This window comes from Grimontia sp. SpTr1, from assembly GCF_947387585.1.
GTDB lineage: Bacteria > Pseudomonadota > Gammaproteobacteria > Enterobacterales > Vibrionaceae > Enterovibrio > Enterovibrio indicus.
Window position 1 is genome coordinate 12,237 of the sequence record NZ_CANDOD010000008.1, and the last position, 14,214, is coordinate 26,450.

Sequence of the window (14,214 nt, forward strand, 5' to 3'; positions counted from 1 at the left end):
CTGTCCAAGCTAAGGCGCCTTCCAAGACGAAGTCGCAACATATCAGCGCTATCTCAGTTTGCTGTCCTGGCTGGAAAAAAGCAAGCAACCGCCGTGCTGTGATCTCAAGCACTCTTTGATATAGTAAAGGCAACTGACTAAAAGGAATTTATGCAATGGATGCATTTTCAGCCTATCCGATCAAAAAACACGTAAAGCTGCTCAACCGTTTCCCTTCTATCCGAGATTTTCGTCCGTCAGATTGCCGTCAGGCAGGGTGGATTCTTTATGGGCTTCATATCAGCCCGGGTTCTTTGGATGACCTTTCCTTTCTGCTCGGTGAGCCAGTATTCCCAATGACAGGTTGGACTGTTGGTCCTTACGAAGTGTTGCTGATGCGTGGAGAACTCACGCCAGAGGTCGTACAACTGTGCGATGCACTGGCGCTGGACTGCGCGTCACTTGAAAACATTCCAAATCTTTATGAGCCGGGATTGGCACTGTTCGATATGGACTCAACGGCGATTCAGATTGAGTGTATTGATGAAATTGCCAAGCTGGCGGGTGTTGGCGAGCAGGTAGCGGAAGTCACCGAACGTGCCATGCGTGGCGAACTCGACTTTGAAGCTAGCCTTCGCCAACGTGTTGCGACGCTGAAAGGCACGGATGTGTCTGTGCTTGAGCAAGTACGCGATAACATTCCTTACATGCCGGGCATGAAGCAACTGACAGCCTCTTTGCAGGCGCGTGGCTGGAAAGTCGCGATTGCGTCAGGCGGCTTTACCTGGTTCTCGGACAAGCTGAAAGAAGACTTGTCATTGGCCTATGCTGAATCAAACCAACTGGTGATTGAAAACGGCAAGCTGACCGGCGAAGTCGCAGGTTCAGTGGTGGATGCGCAGCGCAAAGCTGACATTCTTCGCGATCTGGCAGACCGCTATGAACTGATGCCTGCGAACACACTGGCGGTGGGTGACGGCGCCAACGATTTGGTCATGATGTCTGCCGCTGGCCTAGGCATTGCTTATCACGCCAAACCGAAAGTACAGCAAGCGGCGCAGGTGGCTGTTCGTCACGCGGATTTAGGGGGCGTGCTTTGTGTGCTTTCCGCCTCTTTGCTACCGCAAAGACTGAGTTGGTAAGATGTGTTGAGGCTGAAATAAGAAAGGGATGTCGACGGACATCCCTTTTTCTTTGATGGTAAGAACTGTTTAGCCGCCGATTTCCAAACGTCTTAGCACTTCGTCGGTAATGTCACTCATTTCTCCATAAGCACAGAGGTCAGTGAATTCCATTTCAAGCTGTCTTGCCCGTTGTGTCGACAAAGTGACCAAAGGTGCCAGCGTTTCCGTTGGCAGCCACTGATTGCCATCATCCAATGGTTGCAGCCAGTTTCTGACCGCAAAAAACTTCCCACGCTTACGTGCCTGTGTAATGAACATTTTGCGCTCTTCGGGAGAGCTAAAGCTTTCGAGTGGGCGCGATGTGACATCGATAATCGCACCGTCGGTGAAGGTCGCTGAAATATAGAACTCATGACGAACCTGCTCTTCCCGGTTGCGCAGGCGTGTCACTGGGCTTACGTATTTCGAGAGGTGTTCACCAATGACTGAGCGGAGCGACATCATGCCAGAGCCTGCATTTTTCTGAAGCAGACGACTGAGTTCGTTGCCTGGGAAGTTCGCGCCAATGGCAGACACCTGAAGCGTTTCCCCGCGGCGCACAATAAAGTAAGGCGTGGCAGATAACCGCGTCAGCAGCATTTGATGCATGGCATGCAGCAGCGGGGCGTCCGGCAGTTTTTCGCTGTCGAGCAGAAGCTTATGCTGGTTGTGCTCAATCAGTCGCTGCAGGTAATGACTTCGGTGCTTGCTGTGCCTGTCTTTTAACAGTGCCAGCTTGATGTTGGTTCTGTCTTCGCTGATCTGCACCACTTTGTAAGGCACGTTACCGAGAGGTGCTTTCGGATCGACCCGTTTCAGATCAGTAAAAGTGATTGATACTTCCTGCTGTTTGCTACCGGTAAAGGGTTTGCTCAGCAGCACGTTCAGACCTTGGGTTGAAAAGTCGATGGTCTGGCCCTGCAGCTCACCGGTTAAATGGTGGACCAGAGTGGTTTTGGTTCTGTGCTGGTAGCGTGGCTCTTTGCGTTGTGGTGCCAGCACAGAAGGGACTGCTTCAACCGGCAGAATAGGGTCACGCGAATGTGCGAAACGATTGAGCTGTTTCACCGGGTGCTTGGGCTTGATTGGAATCCGGAAATCACTGCTGACCTGGGACAAGGTCAAATCCTGAATTGTCGCAATATGGGTCAGCTCATCAATCTGTTGGATATAGGCGGGTGACACTTCCTGCAACCTTCGGGCGTCTTCTTCACTGATTTTAGCCATGGTGACGCGGAGCACACGCCAGGAAGGGCGTGAACTGCCGATATGCCAGAACAGGTGGCGAAGCTCGGCGTCCAATTCTGTCGGACAGGCAGAGAAGAAGTAGGTTTTTGCACCGTGCTGATGGTTAAAGCAATACACCAGGGTTTCGCTGTTGGTCAGTCCTTCAAGTGCCAGATACTGTAAACGCTTTTCCGAGAACAACTTGTCGATCACGGGCTGATTGCGTTCGTCATGCCAGTAATCCCAAAGCTCGCGGTTTTGTTCGGTCAAAAGGCTGTATCTCAGCCTGTTGCCACAGAAAAACAGTGGCAGTGACGGTGTCTGCTCAAGGAATACCTGTTCATAGGCGCGGGAGCGGGTGGTCAGGAATTTGTCCTCATTTTCCCGGCGGGAGTCCAGATCGTCAGTTTGGGACTTAATCTCAATGGCGTCTTTGATGACATCGGTACTGCTCATCAAACGAAGGCGCAGGCGCTGGAAGTTGTCGCCGTTGAGGTTAAGTTCCTTTCCGACCACTCGATAGTTCAAGCCGCTGAAAAGCTCTGCCAGCTGGCACTCATCCCCCAATTGAGGGAAATAAATCACCAATGTCGATCCCGTTTCATAATGGAACGATGAAGGTAATTTGATCTGCATGCCTGAATTGGAAATATCAATGGTCGAGCCATTCACTTCCGTGCCATCGGGCAGAAAAGCCTGAATGCGACTAGAAAGCTGAATGCGGTTTTCACTTCTCGACAGGTAGTGGCCAAAACGCAGCGGCACTGCATCAACTGTGTCCAGAGACTCTGTTGCCCGCACATCGCCTTGTCGCTGCAAAACACGGTAACTGTTTGGCGTATTGTGTAACTCTTCCCAAAGCCCGACTGTCATCCGGCCTTGATAGATGTCGACGCGGCGGTGATACAGGTTGATGGCAACATCGTCCATCCAGTGATTCACTTCGTGCAGAAAATAACGGCGACACTCGCCAACCACTTTTCCGCGTAGGTCCACGGGTTTGCTGCAAGGAGACATGAGGCGTCGCACTTCCATCTTGGTAATTAACCGTTCGGAAGCGTTCTCATTGGGGGTAAGCTCCGCCAGTACTGCATCAAATGCATCTTGCTCATACAGGGGGAGTAGCTGATCAAACAGCGCCTTGTCGTGGTCCTTCATCTCGATAAAGTCTGGTAGAATCCTGAAATTAGATGACAACATCTGTATCGGCCATAAGTGTCGATAGTTTACCTTTTTTCCCGATCTTGGCGTGAACTTATGCGCAGACTTGCATGCAAGACATGTAAGCATTGGTAACAGGAGCAATCATGGCGAAAACAAAACGTGCTTATGTGTGTAACGACTGTGGCGCAGACTATCCGCGCTGGCAGGGACAATGCACTGCCTGTGGGTCGTGGAACACCATCACTGAAGTACGTTTGGCTGCCTCTCCGACGGTGGCGCGCACTGAGAAATATGCGGGCTATGCGGGCGCAACCGAAGCCAAAGTTCAGACGCTCTCTGCTATCGATCTTCAGGAAGTGCCACGCTTTACCAGCGGTTTTAAAGAACTCGACCGCGTACTGGGTGGCGGTATTGTGCCGGGGGCGGCAATCCTGATTGGCGGTAACCCTGGTGCGGGTAAAAGTACGCTGTTGCTGCAAACCATGTGCTGGTTGGCAAGCCAGATGCCGACGCTGTATGTCACCGGAGAGGAGTCGCTCCAGCAAGTGGCAATGCGCGCCGAGCGCTTGGGTCTGCCGAAAGACAACCTCAAAATGCTGTCTGAAACTAACGTTGAAACCATTTGCTCGATTGCCCGCACTGAGCAGCCAAAAATCATGGTTATCGACTCGATTCAGGTTATGCACTGTGCAGATATTGCGTCTGCCCCAGGCAGTGTCGCGCAGGTGCGTGAGTCCGCTGCCGCCCTGACCCGCTATGCTAAACAGCACAATGTAGCTATCTTCATGGTCGGTCACGTGACCAAAGACGGCACGCTCGCGGGCCCGAAGGTGCTGGAGCACTGTATCGACTGCTCGGTATTGCTTGATGGCTCCAGTGATAGCCGTTTCCGTACCCTTCGCAGCCATAAAAACCGCTTTGGTGCGGTCAATGAACTCGGCGTGTTTGCCATGACAGGACAGGGGCTGCGTGAAGTCAGCAACCCATCCGCGATTTTCCTATCACGTGGTGAAGAAGCAACTTCCGGCAGTTCAGTGATGGTGCTATGGGAAGGGACACGTCCGCTGCTCGTTGAGCTTCAAGCGCTGGTGGATTATAGCCAGCTGGCTAATCCACGCCGCGTTGCCGTTGGTCTTGAGCAAAACCGCTTGGCGCTGCTGCTGGCTGTTTTGCACAAACATGGCGGCCTGCAAATGTCGGATCAGGATGTGTTCGTCAACGTGGTGGGTGGCGTGAAAGTGACAGAAACCAGTGCAGATTTGGCGCTGCTTCTGGCGTTGATTTCCAGCTTCCGTGATCGCCCATTGCCGCGCGATTTAGTGGTGTTCGGTGAAGTCGGTCTTGCCGGTGAAATCCGTCCTGTTCCTAGCGGTCAGGAGCGTTTGTCAGAAGCGTTCAAGCATGGCTTTAAACGCGCTGTCGTGCCAATGGCCAATGCACCTAAAAAGGATATTCCGGGCATGAAGGTGTATGGGGTGAATAAGCTTTCCGAAGTGCTGACTGTGTTGGATGAGATGGATTAACAGCTCTACTTTTGACACTTCAACTGAAAAAGGCGCCCGATTGACGTGGCGCCTTTTTTACGTCTCTACATGACTGGCGAAGATTAATCCGCGGCTGCGATGGTCACTGGAGTGTCATCCTCGATTTTCGCTGTGACAGCACCGGACTGCGCTACGGCATCCGCCGCCAGCTGCACTTGGGTTGATACCATGCTCTCAACGATCTCGACCAGATTCGCCCAGTTCACTTTGTCTTCCTCTTTGAACAGGAACTCAAAGTTATCCGGTGTCCAGGCAATAAAGCGTTTCGGGTTCAACGCGCGGCCTAAGAATCGCACTTCATAATGAAGGTGTGGGCCAGTAGACAAGCCCGTGTTACCTGACCAACCAATCAGGTCACCTTTTTTGACGAACTGGCCAGTATTGACATTGAACTTATCGAGATGGGCGTACAGCGTCATAAAGCCAAAGGCGTGGTCAATTTTCAGCATGTTGCCGTAGCCTTTCTTGCGGCTAGGGCGTTTGTATTCCACGACACCATCGGCAGGAGCATAAACCGGTGTGCCGATGTCTGCAGTTAAATCTAAACCAAGGTGGAACTTCTTGTTGCCAGTCACTGGGTGGGTACGCGAGCCATAGCCTGACGAGCGACGGTAGCTTTCAATCGGTTTGCCGCTTGGAATGAGTTGCAGCATGGTGGCACGCACGGCAGAGTTTATCGCTGCAACATCCAATCGCTCAGCCAATGGTAAAGATTCATCGCCTTCTTTTTCCAGCCCCAATACTTCCTCAACGGTGGAAACGCGCTGGGTTAAATAGCTGAGTTGGCTGTCTTTGTCTTCGATGATCTGGGCGTATTCTTCTTCTTTGTTGTTGATCAGTTGCTCTAGCTGTTGGCGTTTTTGTTTGAGATCTTCAAGCTGACCGACAAGCTCAGAGCTTTGTTCTGTCATGCTCTTGAGCGTCACTTCCGCTGTGGTTGAACGGTGGTTCAGATAATAAATGGTCGCGATGCTGGCGAAGATGCCAACGATGAGTGTGGCTAACAGCGTGAGCAGGACTTTCTTGAGCGAAGGGGAGAGCACATAGTGACGTGATCCATTCGCATGGGAGACGGCGATTCGAATGTTGTGGGGCATGTTACTACTACTTCATGTATATGCGCTTAAATTCATCACCGTGATTATACGGTATCTTTCAGATCTGTCAGTTGTGCTAATTCACGATGAAGCAAATCATCGTTACCGACGTTCAATTCCACCAGACGTTTCAGGTGGCTCGCGCTGTCGATATCAATATGGTCGATTTGAAAGCGCAGGTACTCGCCACTTTCCTGGATCAGTTTCAGATCCATATCCAACTCGATGTCTGTATCCTGGAGGCAGAAGCGCACATCATAGTCTGCTTCATTACCGGCTTCCCAATCTTCTGGCGTTGCCAGCAATGCCCCTTTCAGTGACAGATCCAGCACTTTGGATTCCCAGCTTTTTCCATTTTGCGTGATGGTGGCCGGGGTACGGTACACCACGCGGGAAAATTTACGACGTTCTGCCATCAAAAAGTCCTCAATTCCTTTTACACCAAGTGTAGGAGAGTCGGCGTTATATCTCTACTTCGACGTTTCGTCTCCGTGATGTTCTGCGCGTCTTATAAATGAATCAATAAATAACGATTAGATTTCGCGCATAAAAAAGGGCCACATGACGTGACCCTTTTTCAATCAAGCGGTGATTACTTGGTCACGCGCTTGTATTTGATGCGGTGTGGTTGTGCTGCCGCTGCGCCCAGCGTTTGCTTTAGCCACTCGCTGTATTCTGCGTAGTTACCTTCGAAGAAGTTCACCTGACCTTCATCACGGTAATCCAGGATGTGCGTTGCGATACGGTCAAGGAACCAACGGTCGTGCGAGATAACCATGGCACAGCCAGGGAACTCAAGCAGCGCTTCTTCCAGAGCACGCAGAGTTTCTACGTCCAGGTCGTTGGTTGGTTCGTCGAGAAGCAGCACGTTACCGCCTGCCTTCAGCAGTTTCGCAAGGTGAACACGGTTACGCTCACCACCTGACAAGTCACCGATACGTTTTTGCTGATCGCTGCCTTTGAAGTTAAAGCGCGAACAGTAAGCACGTGCAGGGATCTCGAAGTTGTTGATGCGGATGATTTCTGCACCTTCAGAGATTTCCTGATAAACCGTGTTGTTGTCGTCCATGCTGTCACGGAACTGATCGACAGACGCCAGTTGTACGGTTTCACCCATTTCAACAGAACCGCTGTCCGGCTGCTCGGTGCCGCTCAGCATCTTGAACAGAGTAGATTTACCTGCGCCGTTGGCACCGATGATGCCCACAATCGCACCTTTAGGCACGCTGAACGACAGGTCGTCGATCAGAACACGGTCACCGAATGACTTGGTCAGGTTATTCACTTCGATAACCTTGTCACCCAGGCGTGGACCCGGTGGGATGAACAGCTCGTTGGTCTCATTACGGCGTTGGTAGTCAGTGGTGTTCAGCTCTTCAAAGCGCGCCATACGTGCTTTAGATTTTGCCTGACGACCTTTAGGATTCTGGCGAACCCACTCAAGTTCTTTCTCGATGGTCTTCTGACGGGCTTTTTCAGATGACGCTTCTTGTTGCAGACGCGCGTCTTTTTGCTCCAGCCAAGAGGTGTAGTTACCTTCCCATGGAATACCTTCACCTCGGTCAAGTTCAAGAATCCAACCCGCTGCGTTATCTAGGAAGTAACGGTCGTGCGTGATAGCCACAACAGTGCCGTTGTAATCAACCAGGAAGCGTTCCAGCCAGCCCACAGATTCTGCGTCCAGGTGGTTCGTTGGTTCGTCGAGCAGCAGCATGTCTGGGCGCTCAAGCAGCAGACGGCAGATAGCGACACGGCGGCGCTCACCACCAGACAGGTGCTTAATTTTCGCATCCCACTCTGGTAGACGCAGTGCATCCGCAGCACGCTCAAGGGCGTTATCAAGATTGTGACCGTCTTTTGCCTGGATCAGCGCTTCCAGTTCGCCTTGCTCTTTTGCCAGCGCGTCGAAGTCTGCATCTGGTTCTGCATAAGCGGCGTAAACAGCATCAAGACGAGACAGGGCATCAACCACGTCAGAAACCGCTTCTTCCACAGTTTCACGAACCGTCTTGTCTTCATCCAGTTTTGGTTCCTGAGGCAGGTAACCCACTTTGATGCCAGGTTGTGCACGCGCTTCACCTTCGATATCGGTATCGATACCCGCCATGATGCGTAGAAGGGTGGATTTACCTGCGCCGTTTAGACCCAATACGCCGATTTTGGCACCCGGGAAAAAGCACAGAGAGATGTCTTTCAGGATCTGACGCTTCGGTGGCACGATTTTGCCAACGCGCGACATGGTATAAACGTACTCAGCCATTCTGCTCGCGTTCTCTTGTCACTAAATGGAAATGATTAGCCGGATATTCTACCTGCTTCGTTGATGCATTGTAACAACCCAAGGGTCTGTTGACCTTTGTTGATTAAATTTTGCTGCAAAAGTCATCATCAAAGATCAACAGACCTTAGGTCTCAAACCGCTTCAAGGTCAGACTTTGAGCTGGTCAGAGTATAGTTTTGGGAACCATTTGTTGTTGGGAAAAACAAAAGAAAGAGAGGCATGCTTCCGTCTCACGTGCCCGAGCTCCCGTTTGTTGTTTTCAGTAACAGTTTCTTTGCAGCGGGAGGTCAGGGAGTTTGATATATAGAAGAAGGTGCAACAGGCCTGATTTTCCATCTCATTCGATGGATTGGGTATAAGCTTAAAGCTAAGTGCGCCAGGGAGAAGCATCTGAATGCTACTAAGTAAAAAATCAATAATTACAAAAGCGTATAATAAGTCAGTGGATAGATTTAATCTCGTAGCGCCTCTTGGCATGGCGCTCCTGCTTGGCAGTGTTTTACCTGCTAATGCACTCACGATCGACGAGCAACGTACCCGTTACGAAAAAGCCATTGCTGCGATTGAACGCAACGACATGGCGACGTTTTCGCGCCTCAAATCAAACGTGAAGGATTATCCGCTTTATCCTTATCTCGACTATCGCGACTTTATGCGTGATATCAATGGCGCCAGCACCAACGAAGTGAATGCATTTCTTAAAAAATATGAAGATCTGCCTTTCACTGGCACTGTTCGGGCGCGCCACCTCAGTGCATTGGCCTCACAAGGTAAGTGGTCGCAGCTGGTGGCTTTTCAGCAGACTGTGCCGCGCGGCGAGAGTTACCAATGTAACTACTACTATGCACACAGCAAGGCAGGCGACAAAGCACTGGCTTTGTCTGGTGCCAAATCCTTGTACCTGTCCGGATCCTCTGTCGATAGGGCGTGCGACAAGCTGTTTGATTACCTTGAAGCTAATGGCAAGCTGAAGGATAACCTGGTGCTTGAGCGCATGTTGCTGGCATTTGATAACCGCAACAAATCCTTGATGACCTATCTTCAGAAGCAACTAACGACTACTCACGCCAAACGTCAGGCCAAAGAAGTCCTGGCGCTTTATAACAAGCCTCAAGGCGTGGCAGATTTCTCCAAAAAAAGCAAAGTCACCACGTTTAACCGACACCTGGCCCGCATAGCCTTTGAGCGCCTTGCGCGCAGTAATTCTGAAGAAGCCGTGAAACAGTTCAAACGCACGGTTGAAGGTCAGCATTACGACAAGCATGAACGTCAGGAGATGGCGGACTATCTTGCTGGTCGTTTGATGTCGACGGAAGATGCATCCCTTGCCGCTTGGCGTGATAAGCAGCTTAAGCAGTCAGTGAATCAGTCGCTTCTGGAGCGCCGTGTGCGCATGAGCATAGTGGAAGCGGATTGGAAAGACGTCGGCCGCTGGATTGATGTGATGTCTGAAAAGGAGCGTGACTCGCTGAAGTGGAAATACTGGCGAGCCCGTGTGCTGAAAGAGGCGGGTAAGACAGCTGAAGCCAACGCGATTTTTGAATCCATGATTGGGGAGCGTAACTTCTACAGTGTTGCGGCCGCAGACGAATTGGGTAAACCGATTGATATCCCTTATCAAACCACACCGCTTAATCCGGGAGCATTAGCGCCTTTCAACAAAGCCTTGAAGCGCGTCGATGAGCTGCTGGCGCTGGATAAAATCACCGCCGCGAAACGCGAATGGCAATACATCCTCCGCAATGCAGACAGGGATCAGAAAGCTAACCTTGCGGCGTATGCGTCAGACCAAAAGTGGTATCACCTGTCTGTGCAGGCAACGATCGCCGGGAAGCTCTGGGGGCACCTGGAATACCGCTTCCCAGTGGCGCATCGCTGGTGGTTTGAGTTTTTCAGTAAAGAGCGTGAACTTCCACTGACGACTTTGCTGGCTTTGTCGCGTCAGGAGAGTGCCTTCTACACCCGCGCGGTATCGCCTGTTGGCGCACGTGGTTTAATGCAGCTCATGCCGGCGACGGCGAAGGAAACGTCGAAGAAGCTGGGTTTCCGTTATCTGGGTAAGAGCACACTGAACGATCCGGGTATCAATATCCGTTTAGGCAGTGGGTACCTTCGTATGTTGCTGGATCAGTTTGATGAAAACCGCATCCTGGCGTTCGCCGGTTACAACGCAGGTCCTCACCGTGCCACTCGCTGGTTGGAGAAGTCTGATGGGAATCTGGATGCCATTGCGTTTATCGAAGCCATTCCTTTCCGGGAGACGCGAGGTTACGTGCAGAACGTGCTGATGTACGACATCTACTACCGTAAGTTACTGGGTCAACCACTACAGTTCCTGACAGAAAGTGAGTCTAATCGTCGCTATTGAGTCATGATTGTCTAAGAAACAGAGAGACTTGGAGTATAATGACGGCGTTATTAGTACCGATTTCTACGAGGTGACCATGAAAGCGACGCCGGAATATTCTGACTGGCAAGATGTGCTGGATTTGATCCACAGAGCAAGTGACAACGGGGACGAAGCTAATCTCTTGAAGATGTTGCTGACGCCCGACGAGCGCAGCGCGCTGATTGCCCGGGTCAATATTCTCAACGAGTTGTTAAAAGGTGAGGTGAGCCAGCGACAACTCAGTCAGATGCTTGGCGTAGGCATTGCTACCATCACCCGTGGCTCTAACGAATTGAAGCAACTGGATGATGCGCAAAAGCAGTGGTTGCTTGAACTCTTAGATAAGTAACGATCAGGAAAAGAAAAAGTGCGGCAACTGTCTATTAGCAGTGCCGCTTTTTTATTTAATGTCGTATGCGGTCCTAGGACCTAGGACCCTAGATATTTTCAGTGCTCTTCCGTCGGAAACAACTCCGGATTTATAAACGGAATTAAGGCGAGGATCAGAGCCTGATGATAGACCGAGCTTCTTGTCAGCAGATGCCCGGTCAGCATGCCAATCGCCCCGCCTTTCTGCTTCACGTTTTGCTCATTGAACATTTCATCCATCACATCGCCCAGCTCTTTGCCTTCTTCCAGCATGTTTAGTGCGGCGGGTGGCAAAGGCACGGATGCAGAGCGTGATTCACCGATACGATTGGCAGACTCTACTACCATCCAGGCAAAGGTGTAAGGAGCGTCAAGCCCAGCTTCCACGCCCACATAGAAATTACCATCAACCACCTTTTTAGCGTTATGGACGCGGTTTCTGGCGCCTGCCAGCGTTTCCTCGCTGGTCATGGGTTGATCCGGTACACCGCTGGCAACAGACACACCTTCAAATGTCATATCATTGTTAGGAAATACTTCTTTGAAGGCAGCTTCAACAGCGGCAATTTTGGCAGGGTTAAGCGAAGTGACGATCACTTTAGTCATGGGCATCCAGTCCTGAATCAGAGGGAATTATTATGCTGTTTGTTCTCTGGTGCGCGTTTAAATAAGCGAAATGGCAAGGCCAGTAGACCTGTTAGCCACACCACATGCTTTTCTTCCCGTTGGCTTTTAATGCCAATGGTCATGCCGTAATGGCCTTCCTCGGGTTGCGCGCGGTAAGTGTTGAACAGCCGGTCCCAGATAGCAAGATTAAAGCCGAAGTTCGAATCACTTTCGTAGCGGTGAATAGAGTGATGCACGCGGTGCATGTCCGGCGTCACCACCACTTTGCGTAACCAACGGTCTATCGACAAGGGAATGGCCACGTTACTGTGATTAAACAGCGCCATACCGCTGAGTATCACTTCAAACAAAATCACGGCAACTACCGGCACGCCTAACAGCGTAATGGCAGCAAATTTGATCAGCATGGAAAGCAGAATTTCAATCGGATGGAAGCGGGCGCCGGAGGTGACATCTAAATCCCGATCAGCATGATGAACCGCGTGCAAACGCCAAAGCAAAGGAACAGTGTGAAAGAGTTTGTGCTGAAACCAGATGATACCGTCAAGAAGGACAATGCTGAGGACCACCGACAGCCAAAGTGGTGAATCAAACACATTGAACAAACCGATTCCTTCATGGGCACACCAAGCGGCGAAACCCGCCGCGGCGAGAGGGAAAATAGCGCGCAGCAGCACTGTGTTAAGCATCATGAGGGCAACGTTATTCAGCCATCGTTTCGCTTTGCTGACCGTCAGAATTCGCTTTGGGAACAGCCATTCCGCTGCTGCCATGACGCCGAAAATGGAAAAAAAAGTCAGCAGACGGAAAATACTTTCCTGTGATTCGATAAAACTCAGCACTGACACTCCCGCATGAATAATCCTTTCGAACAGCTTAACACATCCCTAAACACCTTCGGTTTGGGTATAGATACGTGACAGGAAAGAAAAACGGGCACTTCTAAGAGTGCCCGTTTGTACTTTGGTGGGGACGAATCACCAAACCCGTTTGATGGTGACTTTCGCGCCTGGGTTCAGGAACCGGTGACGGTAATTCAATGCTGAACCTTCTAACCCCTCATCAGCCGACAGCACGCCAGGGTGAATGCGCAGACGGTCTACATCATCGCGCGCAGCATTGAAGCCTTCTCCACCTGCAGCGGGCCCAGGAATGGTGCCTTGGGTTTCCGAGTTAGCTTCTGTGCCGGCATCCCACACTGGCAATGTGATGGTGATGCTTTGACCTGGACGCAGTTTACGTAGGTCGATATCAGACTCGGCGACGATCGCATCGTTGGTATTGACCAGCATTGATGCCACAGAAAGGTAACGTGTCTTCTTGCGATTCAGCTGCACAGTGAAGCTTTCTGATGCGCCCGGAGGAAGCGGCGATGCACCCGAGAGAGCATCTTCCACGTGGCGAAGTTCTTCATAAGCAAGAACTTCGCTGTTATCACCACCTTCCGCCAGTTTTTCCAGTGCGACAGAAACCGGTTGGCCAACTTCAAACAAGGTGTTGGTTTTGCTGTGAGTTAGCAGCGCGACCGGAGACATAGGTTGCGCATCCGTCAGGTTTTCTACGGTGACCGTGTATTCCTTTTGCAAAGGACACCCAGCCAGTGCCAGCGCAGCTGCGACGATGAGAGCAAAGCGATACATACTACGCCCTCCTTAGTAAACGGTGACGGTGATGATGGCAACTGGGTTGAGCCAACGGTGTTTGGTGCTGTCGAAGTCGCTCAGGCCACCTGTCGCATCGGTGTCACCGAGGTTACCCGGGTGAATGTGAACGGTGCTGTTTGCTACTTCGGTATCTACGCCCGTGCCGCCTTCACCAAAAGTGATGAAAGGGGGCGTAGGAACACTGCCTGCCAGCTCATCATTGGCTTCTGTGCCTGCGTCATAGCCGTTGGCTTTGATGACATAGGTGCCTTTTTTCTTTGGGATTTTCCAGCTGTCTACACCGATAAATGCATCGTTAGAAGGTAGCAACATCGCAGCGATAGAAAGCACATCGCCATGATTTGCGTAAAGCGTGGTGGAAGTAGATGCGCCTGGATCCAGAATGCCTTCTGCCGGGTTGGCTTGTACATCAGCGCCCACACCTTCAGCCAGCGCAACCAGACCAGAAATATCGCCACCTTCTGCCATAGCTTCAACATCAGCAGATGCTGCTTCGCCGGTGCGGAACAGATACGCGTCCGGGCTGTGAGCAGCAACGATCAGTGGGGTGAAATAAATGCCATCGGTGGCATTGGTGATTTTAACATCGACGTTGGCGGCCTGCGCGGTGAATGCTGCGCCCATTGCCATGCTGAGAAGTAAGGTTTTCATTTTTCGCTCCCTGTGCGTTGAATTCTTCAAAGCATGGCGCGAAAAAATGGCGAAGCCTT

The 14,214-nt window shown here is 51.3% G+C and carries 12 protein-coding genes; 4 read left to right on the forward strand and 8 right to left on the reverse strand.

Translation table 11 applies throughout. The features are described from left to right. The first annotated feature begins 155 nt into the window (after positions 1–155). Positions 156–1,121, forward strand: coding sequence for a phosphoserine phosphatase (serB, locus tag QL223_RS12720; protein ID WP_002538931.1), 966 nt, complete (start codon positions 156–158; stop codon positions 1,119–1,121). A 69-nt stretch (positions 1,122–1,190) separates the two neighbouring features. On the opposite strand, the gene QL223_RS12725 is transcribed toward serB, so the two are convergent. Next, positions 1,191–3,569 carry a PilZ domain-containing protein gene (locus QL223_RS12725; protein WP_281544968.1) on the reverse strand — a complete coding sequence of 793 codons (2,379 nt, stop codon included), beginning with the start codon at positions 3,567–3,569 and terminating at the stop codon, positions 1,191–1,193. A gap of 107 nt (positions 3,570–3,676) precedes the next feature. Here QL223_RS12725 and radA point away from each other — a divergent pair, with 107 nt between their 5' ends. Beyond that, positions 3,677–5,056, forward strand: a complete 1,380-nt coding sequence (radA, locus tag QL223_RS12730) for a DNA repair protein RadA (RefSeq protein ID WP_281544969.1) — start codon at positions 3,677–3,679, stop codon at positions 5,054–5,056. Positions 5,057–5,139: 83 nt separating this feature from the next. On the opposite strand, the gene QL223_RS12735 is transcribed toward radA, so the two are convergent. The 3 genes from QL223_RS12735 to ettA form a co-directional block, all read right to left on the reverse strand. Beyond that, positions 5,140–6,174: a peptidoglycan DD-metalloendopeptidase family protein gene (locus tag QL223_RS12735; protein ID WP_281544970.1), complete on the reverse strand. Its 1,035-nt coding sequence runs from the start codon at positions 6,172–6,174 to the stop codon at positions 5,140–5,142. Positions 6,175–6,218: 44 nt separating this feature from the next. Then, entirely contained in the window at positions 6,219–6,590 is a 372-nt protein-coding gene (locus tag QL223_RS12740; RefSeq protein ID WP_039850044.1) for a PilZ domain-containing protein, read from the reverse strand. A gap of 176 nt (positions 6,591–6,766) precedes the next feature. Further along, on the reverse strand, positions 6,767–8,434 hold the full coding sequence (gene ettA, locus QL223_RS12745) for an energy-dependent translational throttle protein EttA (RefSeq protein ID WP_002538926.1): 1,668 nt from the start codon (positions 8,432–8,434) through the stop codon (positions 6,767–6,769). Between the two features lie 463 nt (positions 8,435–8,897). Here ettA and sltY point away from each other — a divergent pair, with 463 nt between their 5' ends. Then, complete coding sequence (gene sltY / locus QL223_RS12750) at positions 8,898–10,823, forward strand: murein transglycosylase (protein ID WP_281544971.1); 1,926 nt, start codon at positions 8,898–8,900, stop codon at positions 10,821–10,823. A gap of 76 nt (positions 10,824–10,899) precedes the next feature. After that, entirely contained in the window at positions 10,900–11,193 is a 294-nt protein-coding gene (trpR, locus tag QL223_RS12755; RefSeq protein ID WP_281545042.1) for a trp operon repressor, read from the forward strand. Between the two features lie 98 nt (positions 11,194–11,291). Here the strand turns inward: trpR and yjjX are convergent, their stop codons facing one another. From yjjX to QL223_RS12775, 4 genes are all read right to left on the reverse strand, one after another. Beyond that, positions 11,292–11,819, reverse strand: coding sequence for an inosine/xanthosine triphosphatase (gene yjjX, locus QL223_RS12760; protein WP_281544972.1), 528 nt, complete (start codon positions 11,817–11,819; stop codon positions 11,292–11,294). A gap of 17 nt (positions 11,820–11,836) precedes the next feature. Beyond that, entirely contained in the window at positions 11,837–12,682 is an 846-nt protein-coding gene (locus QL223_RS12765; RefSeq protein WP_281544973.1) for a sterol desaturase family protein, read from the reverse strand. A 135-nt stretch (positions 12,683–12,817) separates the two neighbouring features. Beyond that, positions 12,818–13,480 carry a spondin domain-containing protein gene (locus QL223_RS12770; protein ID WP_281544974.1) on the reverse strand — a complete coding sequence of 221 codons (663 nt, stop codon included), beginning with the start codon at positions 13,478–13,480 and terminating at the stop codon, positions 12,818–12,820. Between the two features lie 12 nt (positions 13,481–13,492). Next, positions 13,493–14,155 (reverse strand): spondin domain-containing protein, encoded by a 663-nt coding sequence (locus QL223_RS12775; protein ID WP_281544975.1) that lies wholly within the window; start codon positions 14,153–14,155, stop codon positions 13,493–13,495. Positions 14,156–14,214 lie beyond the last annotated feature (59 nt).